We start from the raw sequence: 19,097 nt of genomic DNA on the forward strand, positions 1-19,097 counted from the left end.
TTATTCCTGCTTCTTATTAGTTAGGAGCGCCGGCGGTGTTCACGCCACCGTCACGCACCATCACGCGGCTGCCGCCGCCAATCGTGTATTCACGCACTTCGCCACCGCGCAACTGGGGCTGTGGCTGCGCCGGGCCAGCGGACGCTGGCCCCTGTGCCTGTGTCACTGGCTGCTGCTCGGACTCCGTCGAACCATTCGCTGCAACGCGGGCTGGTTCGGCAGGAGTGGCCGAGCTATCCGGATTTGCCTGGTTAACCGAAGCAGACGCACCATCCGCGCTGCCCGGGACTGCCGGGCTAACCGACGCCACCAGGCTACCCTGGTTCACCGGATTCGCCGGGCCGGCCGCAACGTCTTCGGAAATCACCGGTGCGATTGGCGCCGGCATCGGAACCAGCGTACCGCCGTCATTGGCAAGCTGTGGTCCTACTGCACCGCCCTGTCCCGCCGCGACCGGCACCACCGGCATGACCGGGTTCACCGCATTGCCAATGGCGTTGTTGATTTCCTGCGGTGCGCGCTGCACGGTCATCACAGCATTGACGTAGCTCACCGCGTAGTTGGCGAGGCTATTGCCGCCGATGTTGATGGCGTAGGCGCCAGCCGGCGATTCACGAGTCGCACCGGTGGCAATCTGCACGCTGTCCAACAGCGCGGCCGAGTCACCGCCGACGAAGCCGGTGGACGTCCAGGTCAGCGCAGGGTTAGCGGCGCCATAGGCACGCACCTGGTCGTTCGCCTTGACTTCCAGCGCCTTAGGCGTGATCGAAGCCTTGGTGCTGGCGCCAGCGTTGCCGATCGCGTAGTTACCCGCGTCCGCACCGGACAGGGACAGCTCATTGACGGATACCGCCTTGTCCTTGCCAGCGTTCTTGTCAGCGAAGGTCGCGAGGCCCGCCACTTGCAGGACATCGCCAGCCACGCGGTTGTCGCCAAACGACACCTGCGCCGCTTGCAAGCCGTCATACACCTTATCGATACCGGTCGCGCTGACATTGAGTGCACGCTTGGCGATGTTGGCGGTCTGCTTGGCGACGATGGAAACGTCGTAGTTGCCGGCATCGGCCCCACCTACACTGACTCCGGACAGCGCAACCGCTTTGCCGTTGCCCGCATTCTTATCGGCGAAACTGCCAACGCCGCCGGTCAGTTGCAACTGGTCGCCTGCCACACGGTCATCGCCGACCAGGACCACAGAAGCGCCGGTCGTGCCGTCATAGACCTTATCTGCAGCGGCCACGTTGGCGATCAGCGCACGTGGCGTGATGGTGCCGGTACCGCTTGCCGTTGTGGAAGTCAGCTGGTAGTTGGCTGCATCGGCGCCGGTAACGGTGATGCCGTTAGCCGTGACCGCTTTGCTGTTGCCCGCGTTCTTGTCGGAGAAGCTGCCGTTTGCGGACACTGCCAGCGCATCGCCTGCGACGCGGTTGTCCGCGAGGCTCAAAGCCGCCACCGCGTTGCCGTCGTAGACCTTGGTGTTGCCGTTTGCGGTGACCGTCAGCGCGCGGCGTGCCATGTTGGCTTGCGCGCCGGCGTTGGTGTTGGCCAGCACGTAATTGCCCGCATCCGCACCGGACAGCGCCAGGCCGGTCACGTTGATTGCCTTGCCGTTGCCGGCATTCTTATCCGCGAAGGCCGCATTGCCGCTCACCGAGACGGTATCGCCCACCAAGCGGTTGTCCGCGTAGCTCACGTTGACGGCGGTCGTGCCGTCGTACACCTTATCGGCGCCGGTCGCGGTTGCAGTCAGGGTACGGCGCGTGATGTCGGCCGTTGCCGACGCCGAAGTTGCACCCAGCGTGTAGTTGCTTGCGTCTGCACCCGACAGGGACAGTCCGCTTACCTGCACGTTCTTGCTGGTGCCGGCATTCTTGTCCACAAACACGGCGCCAGCCTGGCTCACCGTCAGCGTGTCACCGCTCACACGGTTGTCGCTCAGGGACGCGTTGGCGTTCACACCACCGTCATACACCTTGTTTGCGGCGATTGCGCTCACGTTCAGTGCGCGCTTGGTGATGTTGGCAGTGGCGCCGGCAGTCGTCGCGGTCAGCGAATAGTTGCCTGCATCCGCGCCGGACAGCGCAATGCCGCCCACGCTGACAGCCTTGCCGTTGCCGGCGTTCTTGTCGCCAAACGATGCATTGCCGCCGACGGTCAGCGTATCGCCGATCACACGGTTGTCGCCGAAGTTCACGCTGGCAGCAGTGCCGCCGTCGTATACGCGGTCGATACCGGTCGCGGTCACAGTCAGGCTGCGCGCCGTAATGTTAGCGCTGCCCGCAGCCGAGCTGGATGCCAGCGAGTAGTTGCCGGCATCTGCGCCAGACAGGGTAATCCCGGTCACGGAAACCGCTTTACCCGTGCCGACGTTCTTGTCGCCGAACGATGCGCCGCCGCTGATACCCAGCACGTCGCCAGCCACGCGATTGTCGCCGAAGTTCACGCTAGCGGAAGTGCCGCCGTCATATACCTTGTTCTGGCCGATTGCCGTTACCGTCAGCGCGCGCGGCGTGATCGCCGCAGTGCTGGTGGCCGTGGTCGAAGCCAGCGAGTAGTTGTTTGCATCGGCGCCCGACAGCGCCAGGCCATTGGCCGTCACAGTCTTGCCATTGCCAACATTCTTGTCGGCGAAGCTTGCGTTGCCCGATACAGCCAGCACATCGCCGCCGACACGGTTATCGGTAAAGCTGGCAGCCGCCGCCACGGCACCGTCGTACACCTTATCGGATGCAGTCAGGCCCACAGTCAGCTGACGCGCGGTAATGTCGGCTGTGGTCGACGCCGAAGCCGCGCCCAACACGTAGTTGCCCGCATCTGCGCCCGACAGCGACAGACCATTGGCCGTCACGGTTTTGCCGGTGCCCACGTTCTTGTCCGCGAACACTGAGCTGGCCTTGTTCACCGTCAGCGTATCGCCACTTACGCGATCGTCGCTGAGGGACGCAATAGCGTTCACGCCGCCGTCATAGACTTTGTTCGCTGCGGTCGCGTTCACGTTCAGCGTGCGCTGGGTGATGTTGGCGGTGGCGCCTGCGGTGCTTGACGCCAGCGAGTAGTTGCCAGCATCCGCGCCGGACAGCGCAATACTGCCGACGCTGACAGCCTTGCCATTGCCGGCATCCTTGCTACCAAACGATGCGTTGCCGCTGATGCTCAGCGCATCGCCGTTCACACGGTTATCGCCGAACGTCACACTTGCTGCAGTGCCGCCGTCGTACACGCGGTCGATACCGGTCGCGGTCACATTCAGGCTGCGCGCGGTGATGTCAGCGCTGCTGGCGGCCGAGGTCGATGCCAGCGAGTAGTTGCCCGCATCCGTGCCGGACAAGGTAATACCAGTGACGGAAACTGTCTTGCCGGTTCCCACATTTTTGTCGCCAAACAATGCACCGCCGCTGATGCCCAGCACGTCGCCCACAACACGGTTGTCACTGAAGTTCACGGTGGCCGCGGTGCCACCGTCGTACACGCGGTCAACGCCGGTTGCGGTCACGGTCAGGCTGCGCGGCGTGATCGCCGCGGTGCTGGTCGCCGTGGTGGAAGCCAGCGAGTAGTTGTTTGCATCCGCACCAGACAGCGACAGCCCGTTTGCCGTCACGGTCTTGCCAGCACCAACGTTTTTGTCGCCGAAGGTCGCATTGCCCGAAACGGCCAGCACGTCGCCGCCGACGCGGTTGTCGGTGTAGCTAACAGCTGCCGCCAGCGCACCGTCATACACCTTGTCGGACGAAGTCAGTCCAACAGTCAATTGACGCGGGGTGATGTCGGCCGTCGTCGACACGGAAGCCGCACCTAACACGTAGTTGGCCGCATCCGCCCCGGACAGCGACAAGCCGTTGGCCGTCACGGTCTTACCGGTACCCACATTCTTGTCCGCAAACGCAGCGCCGGACTGGCTCACTGCCAGCGCATCGCCGCTCACACGGTCGTCGCTGAGGGACGCGGTGGCGTTCACGCCGCCGTCATACACCTTGTTGCCGGCAGTAGCGCTCACGTTCAGCGTACGCTGCGTGATGTTCGCGGTGGTGCCCGCAGTGGTAGTGGTCAGCGAGTAGTTACCCGCGTCTGTGCCGGAGAGCACGATGGCGCCCACGCTGACAGCCTTGCCGGCGCCAACGTTCTTGTCACCGAAGGAGGCATTGCCGCTGATGTTCAGCGTATCGCCACCCACACGGTCGTCGCCGAAGTTCACTGTGGCGGTATTGCCGCCGTCGTACACGCGGTCGATACCGGTCGCCGTCACGGTCAGGCTTCGCGCAGTAATATCGGCGCTGCTGGAGGCAGTCGTCGAAGCCAGCGAATAGTTGCCAGCATCCGCACCCGTCAGCGAAATGCCGGTCACGGAAACGGTCTTTCCGGTGCCCACGTTCTTGTCGCCAAACGACGCGCCGCCGCTAACGCTCAGCACATCATTTGTCACGCGGTCGTCGCTGAAGCTTACGGAGGCAATATTGCCGCCGTCGTACACCTTGTTGTTGCCAGTAGCGGTCACCACCAGGCTGCGCGGCGTGATCGCCGCGGTGCTGGTCGCCGTGGTGGAAGCCAGCGAGTAGTTGTTGGCATCCGCACCAGACAGCGACAGGCCGTTGGCCGTCACGGTCTTGCCGCTGCCAACGTTCTTGTCGCCGAAGGTTGCAGTGCCCGAAACAGTCAGGACATCGTTCACGACTCGGTCATCGGAGTAGCTGGCTGCCGCCGCCACTGCGCCGTCATAGACTTTATCGGCGGCGCTCAGGCCCACAGTCAATTGACGTGGGGTAATATCGGCCGTGGTCGACGCCGAAGTCGCGCCCAACGCGTAGTTACCCGCATCCGCGCCAGACAGCGACAAGCCGTTGGCCGTCACGGTCTTGCCGGTACCGACATTCTTATTCGCAAACGTCGCACCCGACTGGTTTACCGCGAACACATCACCGATCACACGGTCGTCGCTGAGGGACGCGGTAGCGTTCACGCCGCCGTCATACACCTTGTTGCTGGCAGTCGCGCTCACGTTCAGCGTGCGCTGCGTGATGTTCGCGGTGGTGCCCGCAGTGGTAGCGGTCAGCGAGTAGTTGCCCGCATCCGCGCCGGAGAGCGCGATGCCGCCCACGCTGACAGCCTTGCCGGCGCCAACGTTCTTGTCACCGAAGGAGGCATTGCCGCTGATGTTCAGCGCATCGCCGTTCACACGGTTATCACCGAAATTCACGGTGGCAGTCGTGCCACCGTCGTACACACGATCGATACCGGTCGCCGTCACGGTCAGGCTGCGCGCAGTGATATCGGCGCTGCTGGAGGCCGTCGACGAAGCCAGCGAATAGTTGCCAGCATCCGCACCCGTCAGCGAAATGCCGGTCACGGAAACCGCCTTGCCCGTGCCGACGTTCTTGTCACCGAACGAGGCGCCGCCGCTAACGCTCAGCACATCATTGGTCACGCGGTCGTCGCTGAAGCTTACGGAGGCAACATTGCCGCCGTCGTACACCTTGTTGTTGCCAGTAGCGGTCACCACCAGGCTGCGCGGCGTGATCGCCGCGGTGCTGGTGGCCGAGGTCGATGCCAGCGAATAGTTGTTGGCATCCGCGCCAGACAGCGACAGGCCATTGGCCGTCACGGTCTTGCCGCTGCCAACGTTCTTGTCGCCGAAGGTTGCAGTGCCAGAAACAGTCAGGACATCGTTCACGACTCGGTCATCGGAGTAGCTGGCTGCCGCCGCCACTGCGCCGTCATAGACTTTATCGGCGGCGCTCAGGCCCACAGTCAATTGACGCGGGGTAATATCGGCCGTGGTCGACGCCGAAGTCGCGCCCAACGCGTAGTTACCCGCATCCGCGCCAGACAGCGACAAGCCGTTGGCCGTCACGGTCTTGCCGGTACCGACATTCTTATTCGCAAACGTCGCACCCGACTGGTTTACCGCGAACACATCACCGATCACACGGTCGTCGCTGAGGGACGCGGTAGCGTTCACGCCGCCGTCATACACCTTGTTGCTGGCAGTCGCGCTCACGTTCAGCGTGCGCTGCGTGATGTTCGCGGTGGTGCCCGCAGTGGTAGCGGTCAGCGAGTAGTTGCCCGCATCCGCGCCGGAGAGCGCGATGCCGCCCACGCTGACAGCCTTGCCGGCGCCAACGTTCTTGTCACCGAAGGAGGCATTGCCGCTGATGTTCAGCGTATCGCCGCCCACACGGTTGTCGCCGAAGGTGATGCTGGCAACGTTGCCGCCGTCATAAACGCGATCGATACCGGTCGCGGTCACGGTCAGGCTGCGCGCGGCGATATTGGCGCTGCTGGTGGCCGTTGTCGAAGCCAGCGAGTAGTTGGCAGCATCCGCACCCGTCAGCGAAATGCCAGTCACGGAAACCGCTTTGCTGGTGCCCACGTTCTTGTCACCAAACGATGCGCCGCCGCTAACGCTCAGCACATCATTGGTCACGCGGTCGTCGCTGAAGCTGACGGTGGCAGCATTACCGCCATCGTAAGTCTTGTTAACGCCGGTAGCCGTCACAATCAGGGTACGCTGCCCGATATTGCCCGTTGTCGCTGCCGTATTGTTCGCCAGCGTATAGTTGCCCGAATCTGCTCCGGACAGCGCAATGCCGCTCACGGAAATTGCTTTGCCATTGGCCGCATCCTTAGTGCCGAAGGAAGCAGTGCCGGTCAAGCCCAGCGCATCGCCCGCCACACGGTCATCGCCGAAGTTCACGGTGGCGACGGTGCCACCGTCATACACCTTGTTATTGCCGGTAGCAGTCACCGTCAACGCGCGCGGCGTAATGGCCGCGGAGCTGGTAGCCGTCGTCGAGGCTAGCGAGTAGTTGCCGGCGTCGGTGCCGGACAGGGACAGACCGGTAGCCGTAACAGTTTTGCCATTGCCAACATTCTTGTTCGCGAAGGTCGCATTGCCCGACACGGTCAGCACGTCGTTCAAGACGCGGTTATCGGTATAGCTGCCAGATGCCGCCACTGCCCCGTTGTACACCTTGTCTGACGCAGTCAGGCCAACCGTCAGCTGACGTTGGGTAATATTGGCCGTAGTCGATGCAGTCGTCGAGGCCAGCGAGTAGTTGCCAGCGTCGGAACCGAACAAAGAAAGACCAGTCGCTGTAACGTTCTTGCCGTTGCCCACGTTCTTGTCCACGAACGAAGTCGAGCCCGACGACACAAACACCGCGTCGCCGCCGACTCGATCGTTACCGAGCGTCACGTTAGCGAAGGATCCGCCGTCATACACCTTGCTCGAGGCAGTCGCCGTGACGTTCAACGTACGCTTGGTGATATTGGCCGTGGTGCTGGCGGTCGTGTTGGACAGCGAATAGTTACCGGCATCCGCGCCGGAAATAGCAATGCTGCTTACGCTGACAGTTTTGCCGGTGCCTACGTCCTTGTTGCTAAACGATGCGCTGCGGCTGATCGTCAGTGCGTCGCCGCCGATACGGTTGTCGCCGGTGGTCACGGTGGCGCCCAGCAGGCCGTCGTACACCTTATCGACGCCTGTCGCAGTCACACTCAGCGCACGTTTGCTCACAGTTAGCGTGTTGCCGCTGACCAGATTGATTTTGTAGCCAAGCGAGCTGGCGAGGGAACCAACGTTATAGTTATAGACACCGACGTCCTTGTTAAAGCCCGTAGCCCCAACCGAACCACTGAGGTTGTTCGAATCGCCGTCGATGTAGCCGTTGACGTTGTAGGTTACCGAAGGCAGTGCGTTGGTTCCGTCATAAGTCTTGCTCGAATTCTGCGCAGTGACGGTCAGGGTCGGCTGGTATGCATAGAAGAACCGGTTGCCGGCGAAGTCGGCTGCCTGCGGATTGTAGGCCTGGTTGTAAAGCTTGCTGTAGCCGATCATGCCTTCGGTGGTGGTCACGGGCGAATCCGCATACACGTTGTAGAAACCGGACGCCCCGCCACTCAGGCCGGTGTTAACGGCTGCATTGTTCGTGAAAGTACCGCTGCCTGCACCAGCTACTGCAACGACCACCGTCGCCACATTCCCGCCGCCAGAGCCAACCAGCTTGCCGTTCGCCCCGACCACGACATCGCTGCCCGCGCTCGGCCCCAGGTTGGTCACCTTCACGGTCTTGCCGGTCACCGTGCCATTGATAGTGATATCTCCGCTAGCGGAATTGCTCTGGCCAGTTCCGGTATCGATCTTCAGCTTGACGTTGCCGGCATTAATGGTCGTGCCATTGGCAACGGTAATGGTCGCTGCACCGCTATTGCGATACGCATCAACCACGCCAGCGGCGGTGCCGGCGTTCGCCACCGCGTCCAGCGTGCCGCCCATGGTGACGCTGGAATTCAGTGCGACACTGCGGCCTGCCTGCAAAGTCAGGTTGCCATTGCCGGCGGAAGCGTTGATAGCGCTGCCCGCCTGCCAGGTGATGTCATTGTTTGCCTGCAGCGTGATATCGGTGCCGCTGGCCAGCGCTGCGGCCAGCTTTTGCGCGTCAACCGAAGCGTTCACCAGATTTTTCGGGTAAGCCTGGTCGAACGCCAGGCTGCCTGCGGTTGGCGCCGGCAGCAGGCGGAACATGCTCATGGTGCCGCTGGCGACCGTGTTGCCATCAGCGGAATTTTCAAACGGCTGGGCAACCACCAGCGCATCGCCCGCGCCATTCATGGCAAGGGCAAAACCGAAGTTGCCGAAATCGGAGTTATCCAGGCTGGCGTTCACGCCTTGCGTGTAATCACGGCCGATGATGGCGGAAATATTCATCCCCGCAAAGTCGCCGGTGTAGTCGAAGATGCGTACCGCACCTGGGCCGGGAGCCGTGTTGCCAAGGCCGCCGTTGCCCGGCGCGCCTACCGCAAGGCGAGTGCCCGCGTCGTTGATCGCCAACGAGGAACCGAACAATTCGCTTTCATTCAAAGCGATGTTCATCCAGTCGCCGCCAAGGCCAATTTTGCCCTTGAGGGTAGCGGTTCCGAACGGCGTCGTGTACAGGTAAACCGCGCCGCGGCCCGAGTCTTCGCCAGGCGCGCCGACAGCCAGCTGGGTACCTGCATCGTTAAGCGCCAAGGCGGTGCCAAACTGCGACTCCGGAGCATTGCCGCCAGAGAGCGTCGACAGGTAGCCGAATGTAGCGCTCTTGCTGTAGAACTCAACGCTGTTGTTCGCAAATGCGCCCACCGCCAGCTTATCGCCGACGCCGTTCAGCGCAACCGCCACACCGAAGCCGGTGCCCGCACCGTTATGGCTGGTCAGGGTCTGGTTCAAGACCGGCGCCGTAAAGCCCGTGTTGAAGCCGAAGGTATAGACGCGTTCCGTGCCCAAGGCGCCTACAGCCATCACGGTGCCGTTGCTGTTCAACGCGACGGAGCTGCCGAACATGTCGGCGCCGCCCAGGTGCCCGGTCATGCTGTAGTTGTTGCCACCGGTGTAGCCGTAGCCGATGGTACCCACCAGCGCACCGCCGCCAAACTGGCCGTCGGTGAACGTGAACAGGCGAACAGCTCCGTAGTTGTTGGTCGCCGGGGATGTAGTGCCCTCGTTGTAAGGCGCGCCCACCGCCATGCCTTTGCCGTCGGAGGTCAGCGCCACGCTATAGCCGAAACCTTCGCCATCTTTCAGGCTCGACACGTCCACATTCTTACCGCCGGTGAAGCCCTTGCCGATGATGGCGTCGTACGTCCACTGGTTGGTGAAGTCGCCGATCACGATGTCTTTCGGATCGAGCAGCAGCCTGCCGCCGGCGCCGATCGCAAGGCGTTCCAGGCCGACGTGGCGCAATTGCTCGTGCGCAGAGATTTCCACCGTGCCGCCGCTGGCAGCACCGGTGGCCTTGAGCGCGCCCAGCATGGTGGTCTGCTTCTGCGACCAGATGATGGCGGTGCCGCCCTGGCCAGCGGCGCCGCGCGCCGAAACGTCGATCACCGAGCTGTCGTTGATGAAGGTCGCATCTGCGTTGGCGATACTCGCCGTTGCGCCCCAACGCGCAGTGAAACGGTCGGCATCCGGCGCGTCCGCGCGCTGGGCGCCACCCTGGAAGGCGCCGCCTACGCGCACCAGGCCGCCCTGGGTAGCGCCGGAAGCATCAACCTTTGCGCCCATCAGGCGCACATCGGCGCCGCTGATATCGACGCGGCCGCCCTGCCCCGCAACGCCATTGGCGTCGTGCTGGCCGGAGGACAGCAGGCTGCCGCCAGCTTGCAGCGACATGGCGCCGCCGTCAGTGGCGCCGGCCACGCTGGCCGATGCCACATTGTTTTCCGCCAGCGTGGCGCCGGCGGAGAGCGCAATGCTGCCGCCCTTGCCTGCAGTACCGGACGCCGACAGCGCCGATGCAGCCGACAGATCGCCTTTCGCTTTCACGTCAATGCTGCCCCCACGCTGGCCGTCGGCGCGCACCGCGCCGCCCAGCGAGACAAAGCCGCCTTCCACGCCCACGCTGCCGCCCTGGCCTTTAGCCGAAGAAGCATCGAGCTGGCCGGACTGCACCAGGCCGTCGCCCACCAGGACGATCTTGCCGCCGTCGGCCACCAGCCCGCGCGCTTGCACGACGCCTGCATTATTGACGGTGGAACGGGCCAGCGCATCGGCCGCCTTCGCAGTCAGGAGCACCTGGCCGCCATCGGCTTGCAGCAAGCCCTTGTTCTCAACCAATGCATCGAGCGCGCCCTGCTCCACGCGTACCGTGATCAGGCCGTCGCCGCGGAAGTCCAGGCCGACCGCATTGCCGGCCGCCAGCGCCACGCTGCCATTAGGCGCCGTGATATTTCCGCTGTTCGACACGGCAGGCGCCAGCAGGGCCACCACGCCGCCATTGGCGTTGATGTTGCCCTCATTGCGCACAGCGCCGGCGCCATTGCCGCTGAAGCGGTAGCTGCCGGCCAGGAAGTCCTGGTCGCTGATGCCAAGGCTGGTGGCCACCAGACCGCCCACGTCCACCTGAGCGCCGGCGCCAAACAGCACGCCCTGCGGATTGACCAGGAAGACTTTGCCGTTCGATGAAAGCTTGCCGAAGATTTCGCTGGCGCCGCCACCCACCACGCGGTTCAACGCCACCGCCGATGCATTCGGCTGGTTGAAGCGCACCTGCGCGTCTGCGCCAACGTTGAAGCCCTGCCAGTTCAGGATCGCTTGTTGCGTAGCCTGGCTGACAGTCATGTTATTGCCCTGCACATTCACGCCCGCCTGGCCCGCGACCACCTGCATGCCGGTCGGCAGTGCATTCGATGGCGGTGCTCCTCCCGCGACGGCGGTGCTCGCGGCCAGGCTACCGGCCAGTACGGCCGCGGCGCGGCGGCGCGCGCCGCCCTTGCCATGGCTGCGCGTTCCTTCGGCTACTGCCACCCAGCAGCGGTGCACCGTGCTCCAGACGAGACGATAGAAGCGGTTGGCGGAGGCGTGTTTGTGCATTGTGTTTCCTTAGACGTGCAAGTTGAAGTCGGCGCGCAGCGTGATACGTGCGCCCTGGCGGGCACCCGGCTGCAGGAACACCAGCTGGCGTCCCGTCGCTTCATTTTCGATTTCGTAGCTGCCGGCCTTGATGACCGGTTGCGCGGCGGCGGAGAACACCACCGTGAATTGCCTGGTTTCGGCGCCGTGAGGGGCCAGCTTGGATACCTGTACCGCTTCCAGCTTGATTTGCAGCGCGCGGTACTCCGGATGGTTCAGCCAGAATGCCTGGCCGACCAGGCGCTGAGCAGCGGCTCGGCTCCAGGCAAAATCAGCGGCGTTTTTGGTGGCCGCAGCCGCCTCCCCGGCCGGCGCAATACCCAGTCCCGCCACCAGCAGCGAACCGCTGCCGGCTTTCAGCACGGTGCGTCGCGAAGTCACTCGTTCAGTCATTATCGTTCTCCCATTCCATTGCCCGGTGCATGCCGGACATCCCAGTTTCTTTGAAGCCCAGGCGGCGATACAGCGCCTCGGCCGGATTATTGAGTGCTACCTGTAAGTGCAGCGGCAAACCTGCACCGGCCGCTTCCTGCTGCAGCTTGCGCAACAGTGCGCCGCCGATGCCCTGCCCGCGCCATTGCGCCAGCAAGGCAACGTCGACCAGATGCAGGGCGTCGCCCGACTGCGCTACGACCTGCCGCCCGGCAGGCAGGCCGTCCACTTCGATGACCTCGAAGCGGGCGTCCGGATAGGCCTGGCGGTAAGACTGCTGCTGCGCCATGTACTGCATGTCGAGCAAAGGGCGCAGCAGCGCCGGGTCCAGGCCGGCAAATTCCTGCGCGCGCACCTGGTCGAACAGGCCGCGCAAGAACTCGCGGTCCGCTCCGGTTTCAGCGCGCAGCGTGGTTTCCATCAGCCGCGCGGCGGGAACACGCCTTGCAGGGCGATGCAGAACAACAGTCCCAGGTAAGGCTGGCGGTTGTTGTGCGGCAGCCCGGCTCCGCTGTTTTGCAAGACTTCCGGCCGCATCATCTGCGCGCCGGCGACGGTCTTGCTGAAGGCCTGGTTGACCTGGGTGTTCTTGGCAAAGCCCACCGAAGGACTAGGCGCCAGCGAGTCGCCTTGCACGTTGGTGGCCTGCAGCTGGTGCGTATGCCACGGAATCTGCGACTCGTCCAGGCTGACGGTTTTGCTGCCGCCGGTCTGCCCCAGGTCATAGAGGGACAGGCCCGGACCCTGGCCCGGATGGATAGGCGCGCGGCCATTCAGGTCCGGCAAGGCAAAGGTGCTTTTGCCGTCGCCGCCGTAGGTCGTGCCGAGCAAGGAAAACAGCGCCGTGTTTTGCGAGATAGGCAGGATTTGGCCGTCGCAACGCGCCCAGCCGGTCGGCGCAAAGTTGGTCGGGAAGATGCGGATTTCCGCTACAAATGGTGAGCTCATCGGGATCTCCTCAGGTTTGGCTCGGGAACACGCCGAACAGGCTAATAATGAAATTGACGCAAATGTACGGCGCCATGTTTTCGTGAGGTTGCGAACCGCCGGCCGAGGAAACAGCGTTAGCCGCCATTGCCACAACGCCGCCGTTGGTGGTGCCGTAAATCGCCGTTCCGGCAACCGCCGTAGCCGCCGGATAGCCGGTGGTATTGGTGAAGGCGGCAGTGCCGCGATCGGCGCTGGCCGTGATCAGGTGGGTGTGGCTTGGAATCTGCTGCGCCGTCAGCGTCACGGTTTCTACGCCGGCCTGCTCGCCGAACGTGAAAGTGCGGCCCGACGGCGGGTGGGTGCCGCTATGCACTGGCACACGGCCGCGCAGGTCGGGCAGCGCGAAGGTTTCCTGGCCATCGCCGCCATAGGTCGTACCAATCAGTTGGAACAAGGTCTCGTTTTCCGAAATCGGCATCAACTGCCCTTCGCAAAACGCCCAGCCGGCCGGCGCGAAATTACCGGCAAACATGCGGATCTCGCCTACATAACAATCAGACATGCTCTACTCCGTTCAGTTCTGGGAAGGGAAAACGCCCTGCAGCGCGATCACGAAATACATCGCCAGGCAGGGTTGGGTATTTTCGTGCGGCTGCGAGCCGCCGACATTCGTCACCTGGTTCGCCACCAGGGTGGTATTCGGCGTGCCGTTGAAGTTATCGGCGGTCAGGCGGCCTTTGCGCGCCAGCAGTGCACCCGTCGGATCCGCGAGGTTTGCCTGGGCAATACTGGCATTAGCACGGTGCGTGTGGCGCCCCATCTCGTTCACCGACAGGGTATGCGTAAACGCACCGCTCGATTCGCCCAGGTTGACGTCGTAGCCGGAGTGCAGCGGCATGCGGCCGCGCAGGTCCGGCAAGGCGAACGTGGTCTGGCCGTTGCCGCCGTAAGTGGTTCCCAGCAGGGAGAACAGGGCCTGATTCTGGTTGATCGGCAAGTACTGGCCATTGCAGAGGGCCCAGCCCTTAGGGGCAAAATTGAACGAGACGAGTTTGATCTCGCCCAGGTATGGGGTTGTCATCGGAACTCCTGGTGGGGGTCAGTTATTGAACACTGCGTGGTACTGCACACCGTCCGTGTTGCGGGCGAACGGCACAATGAAAATGGCCAACGGCTCGTCGCCGGCGCGCTCCAGCACCACGGTTTGCTGCTCGAACTGGGGCGCGGACGGGCCCTGGAACGTCAAGGAAAAAGCCTGCGGGTTTGCCGATTCCGCCACTTCGGTCAGCACTAAAGTCACCTCCGTGCAGGCAATGGAAAACTCGGCCCCGAGGCGTAACTGGAAGTAGGTTACATTTGTTGACAAGGCAAACCTGCAATCATTCTATTGTTGAAAAATTGAACATTCTACGATGTTTTTTCCTTAACCTGAATTACGTTTTTACAACAAATCTGGAATTTCAACACTTTATTTTCGAATAATTCCTGGCACGTTGGCGGCCTATGGTTCCGCAACAACAGCGACTTCAAATAGTTAAACGCAAGTCAACGAAAAGTTTATACTTTTCAACATGCAGCCTTGCGCGGTGCCCATCCGAATGTGCCGTCTATCCCATATCCTGCAATTCATCGTCCTGTTTGCCGTGCCCTCGCTGCGCGCCTGGGCCGGTCCGGCGTTGATCATCGGTGCGGAAGACGACTGGGCGCCGTATTCATCGGCGCCGCATGGGCAACCCGTGGGATTTGCCGTCGACGTGGTACGCGAGGCGTATGCCCTGCGCGGCATCACGGTGCAATTCCGGGCACTCCCCTACTCGCGCTGCATGGCCGAAACGCGCGCCGGGCGGTTGATGGCTTGCTTTGACGCTGTGCCCAATAGCCTGATCAGGCCTTACTACCGATGGCCGCAGCTCCCCCTGTTTTCCACGCATATGAATATCTATGCGCGCGCCGATTCGCGCCAGCGAGGCTTGCGCGCAAAAGACCTGGAGGGGCATACCGTCGGTGTGCAGCGCGACTACGAATATGGCGAAGAATTCGACATCAATACGCGGATCCGGCGCTGGACGGTCGACAAGAACGAATATGGCTTCCGCATGCTGATGGCCGGGCGCATCGAATACATGGCGGCCGAGGAGCGCATTGCCAACAGCCTGTTTCGCAGCAAGCCGGAAGAATTCGGTCGCCACTTCGCCCTGGTAGGCACCGTCGCCACGCCTGACCTGTTCATTGCATTCAGCAGGAATGCGCCCGGCAGTGCAGCAATGCTGGCGCGCTTCAACGAAGGTTACGCCGCACTGCGCAAATCGCCGCGCTACAAGGAAATCGAAGAGCGGTGGTTCAAATGACCCGCTCCATCGCCGCCCGCCTGCTGCGCATCATCTTCGGCTGCTATTTCATCGTCACGGTGCTGGTGACAGTCATCCAGCTGGCGGCGGAGTACAAGCACACCCGCACCCGGGTCGAGAGCGAGATCGAGGCCATGCAGAGCACCTTTGGTCCCGGCATCGCAGACGCCATGTGGCGCTTCAACGACGACATCATGCGCGGCATCCTTTCCGGCATGAAGGAACTGCCGATCGTGGTAGGCATCAAAGTGGTGGACGACCAGGGCAAGCTGGTACGCGCGGTCGGCACGGTACTCGACGAGCGCGGTCAGCATATGCAAGTGCAGCACGACGGGCGCCTCGCGCCGCCATTGCGCGAGGACGGCCTGCTGGGCGAAATCTTCAGCCGGCAATTCCCCATCACGTACAAGCTGGAAAACGGCGGCACCCAGGACATCGGCAAATGGACCGTGTATTCGAACCGCCGCATCGTGATCCGCCAGGTCGAATATGGCTTCTTCCTGATCGTGGTCAACTCGGTCATCAAGACTTTGGCCCTCTGGTTCATCTTCCTGTTCGTGGTGCGGCGCTTGCTGGGCAAGCCCCTGCACCAACTGGCCGATTACGTGGGTCACCTGAATATCGGAAACATGAGCAAGGAACCTCTCCTACTGCGCCATGGCGGCAATACGGAGCTGGATCTGCTGGCCGACAAGATCAACGAGATGCGCGAAAATATCCTGGCCGGCCTGTCCGAGAAGGCCGTGCTCTACGAGGAACTGGCCGCGCTCAATGAGACGCTGGAACGGCGCGTGGCAGAGCGCACGGAAGCGGTGCGCCACGCGCAAGACGAACTGGCGCGCAGCGAGCGCCTGGCGGCGCTGGGCTCCATGGTCGCTGGCGTCGCACATGAACTGAATACGCCTATAGGCAACGGCCTGGTTGCCGCCAGCACGCTGCACGACAAGGTGCGCGCGCTGGACGAAACGTTCGAAGCAGGTTTGCGCCGCTCCGACCTGCGCAAATTCATCGACGATGCCAACGGCATCAGCGAACTGCTATCAAGGAACATCGAGCGCGCCGCAGGCCTGGTATCGAGCTTCAAGCAGGTTGCGGTGGATCGCGCCAGCTCCCAGCGCCGCAGGTTCGACCTGGGCGCCGTAATCCAGGAAAATATGGACACCATGGCGCCCACCTTCCGCAAACTGCCTTATCAAGTGCAGGTGGACGTGCCACAGCTGGTGGCGATGGACAGCTATCCTGGCCCGCTGGGACAGGTGCTGTCAGCCCTGGTGAACAATGCCATCTTGCACGGCTTCCACGGCCGCAGCCACGGCCGGCTGTCGATCACCGTGCCGGTTCCAACCGGCGACCATGCCGACATCATCATCAGCGACGATGGAGCGGGCATCGCCTCCTCCCACCTCAATCGCATTTTCGACCCCTTCTTCACCACCCGCATGAGCGAAGGAAGTTCAGGCCTCGGGCTGAATATCGTGCACAACATCGTCACCACCATCCTGGGCGGCAAGATCCACGTCGACAGCATGCCTGGCGTCGGCACGACCATCCGGCTCACCATCCCGCTGGACGCGCCGATGCACCACGAAGAGCCGATTATTCCGCAGGCTTGAGCAGCACCGGCACTTCCTTGAACGCTGGCGTCAGTGAACCGCGCGCCACCAGGGCCGGAGAAATCAAGGGCGTCAATTCAGGGAAGTAGCCGAAGACATCGCCATCCGGCACATCGTACTTCACCAGCTGGTAGCCATTGCACTGGCGCGCGATGCCGTCCGGCGCAGCAGCGTGGACATCGACCAGTTGGCCGTCGCGCAGGCCAAGGCGCGCCATGGTTGCGGCGGAAATGAACAGCACCTTGCGCGTGTGGTGCACACCGCGGTAGCGGTCCACTTCACCTGTGGTGTCGCGGTAAACGGTGGTGTTGTACTGGCGGTGCGCACGCACGGTGGCCAGGCACAGCACGTCCTCGCCAAAAGCGGCGCGGGCGCGACCCATGATGGTGTCCCGCGGCAGTTCAATAGCGGTGAACTGCGCCTTTCCGCTGGCGGTGCGCCAATCGCGGTTACGCGCACTGTTCGGCAGATGGAAGCCGCGCGGCTCCGTAATGCGCTGGTTGTATTGCTCGAAGCCCGCCACCGCAGTCTGCGCAACCTGTTCAATCAAGCTACGCGTCACGCTGTAATCGCGGCCCATGCCTTGCCAGTCGATGCCGGCTGTACGCGAGCCCTCGCCCAAAGTATGGCGCGCCAGTTCGGTCACGATATGCGGCTCGGAGCGCAGCTTGGCGCTGGCCGGCTCACCACGTCCGGACGAAGCGTGCACCATGCTGGCGGTGTCCTCCACGCTGACGAACTGGCGGCCGCCCTCCTGCTCATCGCGCTCAGTACGGCTAAGGCAAGGCAGCAGCAGGCCGACGCCCCCCGGATGCAGGTGGGTGCGGTTCAATTTGGTCGCGATGTGCACTGTCAACTGCAGCTTCTCCATCGCCTCCAGCACGCGCGGCGTGTCCGGACCGGCGACGGCGAAATTACCGCCCAGGCCAAGGAATGCATGCACCGATCCATCCATGATGCCGTTGATGGCAGCCACCGCGTCAAGCCCGTGCTCCGCAGGCGGCGCAAAACCGAACACACGCTCCAGCCCTTCCAGCCACTCCTTCTTCGGCCGGTTGGTCACGCCCACGGTGCGGTCGCCCTGCACATTCGAGTGGCCGCGCACCGGCATCAGGCCAGCGCCAGGCTTACCCACGTTACCTCGCAAGAGCATCAGGTTGACCAGCATCTGGATGGTTTCGATCGCATACTCATGCTGGGTCAGGCCCATGCACCAGGTGGCGACGGTGGCGTTGGAAGCGATATACATCGCCGCCGCCCTCTCGATCTGCTCACGCGGCAGACCGCTATCGAGCACGATCTGCGGCCAGGCCTGCGCACGAACGGCAGCCGCGAAGTCCTCGAAGCCGCTGGTATGACGCGCGATGAAGTCACGGTCCAACACCTTGCCGCCAACATCCTCCGCCTCCAGCACCGCCTTGCAGATACCGGTGATCGCCGCCAGGTCGCCGCCAACGCGCACCTGGAAATACTCATTCGCGATGCGCGTGCCGCGCCCCGTCAGCGTTTCAAGCGGCGACTGCGGATCGGCGAAACCACGCAGGCCCGGCTCCAGCATCGGATTGAAGGCCGCAATACGGCAACCGCGCAGCGCAGCCTCACGCAAATCCCCCAGCATGCGCGGATGATTGGTAGCCGGGTTCTGGCCGAAGACAAAGATCGCATCCGCATGCTCGAAATCCTCTCGCGTGATGGTCGCCTTGCCCACTCCCAGCGTAGCGCCCAGCGCCATGCCGGAAGACTCGTGGCAATAGTTCGACGAGTCCGGCATATTATTGGTGCCAAAAGCGCGCGCAAACAACTGGTAAGGAAAAGCCGCCTCATTGCTGCTGCGGCCAGAGGCGTAAAACACCGCACGGCTCGGAGCTTCCAACGCACGCAGCGCCCCCGCAGCCAGCTTGAACGCATGTTCCCACTCGATTTCGCGATAAGTATCGCTCGCGCCGTCGTACAGCATAGGCGCAGTCAAGCGACCAAAACCCTCCAGCTCCCACTCCGCACGCGTGCGCAGCGCAGACAGCGGATTCGCCGCAAAGAACTCCGGCGTCGCACGGCGCAAAGTTGATTCATGCGCAATTGCCCAAGCACCCTGCTCGCAAAAATCGACCGCCTTATCCTTTGGCGAATCCGGATAAGCGCAACCAGGGCAATCGACCCCGCCAGGCTGGTTCAGCTGAGGCAATACTTTCAACGCCGGCAAGGCGCTATTACTGCGCAAAGCCTTGGCCGTACCATGCAACGACCCAAGGCCGCCGGCGGGTTTGTCATAGAAGCGAATCGGATGCTGCACGGTGAACTCCGGTCTATACAACTTAGTAAGTCCGCGATCCTAACATATTAAAAGTCGGGGTCAGGTGGGGGGAAGGGGAAAAAGGTGAGAGAAGGCGTTCA

Annotated in this window: 10 protein-coding genes; 2 read left to right on the forward strand and 8 right to left on the reverse strand. The window is 62.8% G+C overall.

All coding sequences use genetic code 11. From position 1 onward, the window contains the following. Window positions 1-16 precede the first annotated feature (16 nt). From AC1RTP_RS16710 to AC1RTP_RS16740, 7 genes are read right to left on the reverse strand one after another with little or no spacing between them, the layout of a single operon-like run. Window positions 17-11,344, reverse strand: a complete 11,328-nt coding sequence (locus AC1RTP_RS16710; protein ID WP_498608761.1) for a YDG domain-containing protein — start codon at window positions 11,342-11,344, stop codon at window positions 17-19. Window positions 11,345-11,353: 9 nt separating this feature from the next. After that, on the reverse strand, window positions 11,354-11,776 hold the full coding sequence (locus AC1RTP_RS16715; RefSeq protein ID WP_498608762.1) for a DUF6916 family protein: 423 nt from the start codon (window positions 11,774-11,776) through the stop codon (window positions 11,354-11,356). Further along, window positions 11,769-12,236, reverse strand: coding sequence for a GNAT family N-acetyltransferase (locus AC1RTP_RS16720; protein ID WP_498608763.1), 468 nt, complete (start codon window positions 12,234-12,236; stop codon window positions 11,769-11,771). The genes AC1RTP_RS16715 and AC1RTP_RS16720 overlap by 8 nt, the downstream gene beginning before the upstream one ends. Continuing rightward, complete coding sequence (locus tag AC1RTP_RS16725) at window positions 12,236-12,763, reverse strand: phage tail protein (protein ID WP_498608764.1); 528 nt, start codon at window positions 12,761-12,763, stop codon at window positions 12,236-12,238. The genes AC1RTP_RS16720 and AC1RTP_RS16725 overlap by 1 nt, the downstream gene beginning before the upstream one ends. Window positions 12,764-12,773: 10 nt before the next feature. Next, the gene (locus tag AC1RTP_RS16730) at window positions 12,774-13,307 is read right to left on the reverse strand and encodes a phage tail protein (protein ID WP_498608765.1); all 534 of its coding nucleotides are present in this window, start codon (window positions 13,305-13,307) and stop codon (window positions 12,774-12,776) included. A 12-nt stretch (window positions 13,308-13,319) separates the two neighbouring features. Beyond that, window positions 13,320-13,826, reverse strand: coding sequence for a phage tail protein (locus AC1RTP_RS16735; protein WP_498608766.1), 507 nt, complete (start codon window positions 13,824-13,826; stop codon window positions 13,320-13,322). 18 nt (window positions 13,827-13,844) lie between these two features. Beyond that, window positions 13,845-14,111 carry a DUF6916 family protein gene (locus AC1RTP_RS16740; RefSeq protein WP_498608767.1) on the reverse strand — a complete coding sequence of 89 codons (267 nt, stop codon included), beginning with the start codon at window positions 14,109-14,111 and terminating at the stop codon, window positions 13,845-13,847. A gap of 232 nt (window positions 14,112-14,343) precedes the next feature. Between AC1RTP_RS16740 and AC1RTP_RS16745 the strand changes: the two genes are divergently transcribed. Then, window positions 14,344-15,093: a substrate-binding periplasmic protein gene (locus AC1RTP_RS16745; protein WP_498608768.1), complete on the forward strand. Its 750-nt coding sequence runs from the start codon at window positions 14,344-14,346 to the stop codon at window positions 15,091-15,093. Further along, window positions 15,090-16,706, forward strand: a complete 1,617-nt coding sequence (locus AC1RTP_RS16750) for a sensor histidine kinase (RefSeq protein WP_498608769.1) — start codon at window positions 15,090-15,092, stop codon at window positions 16,704-16,706. Before AC1RTP_RS16745 ends, AC1RTP_RS16750 begins: the two co-directional genes overlap by 4 nt. Here the strand turns inward: AC1RTP_RS16750 and AC1RTP_RS16755 are convergent. Continuing rightward, a complete protein-coding gene (locus tag AC1RTP_RS16755) occupies window positions 16,690-18,996 on the reverse strand; it encodes an FdhF/YdeP family oxidoreductase (RefSeq protein WP_498608770.1) in 2,307 nt (768 codons plus the stop codon). The two genes, AC1RTP_RS16750 and AC1RTP_RS16755, sit on opposite strands and share 17 nt — an antisense overlap. Window positions 18,997-19,097 lie beyond the last annotated feature (101 nt).

This window comes from Pseudoduganella sp. GW821-FHT11H04 (genome assembly GCF_058807935.1).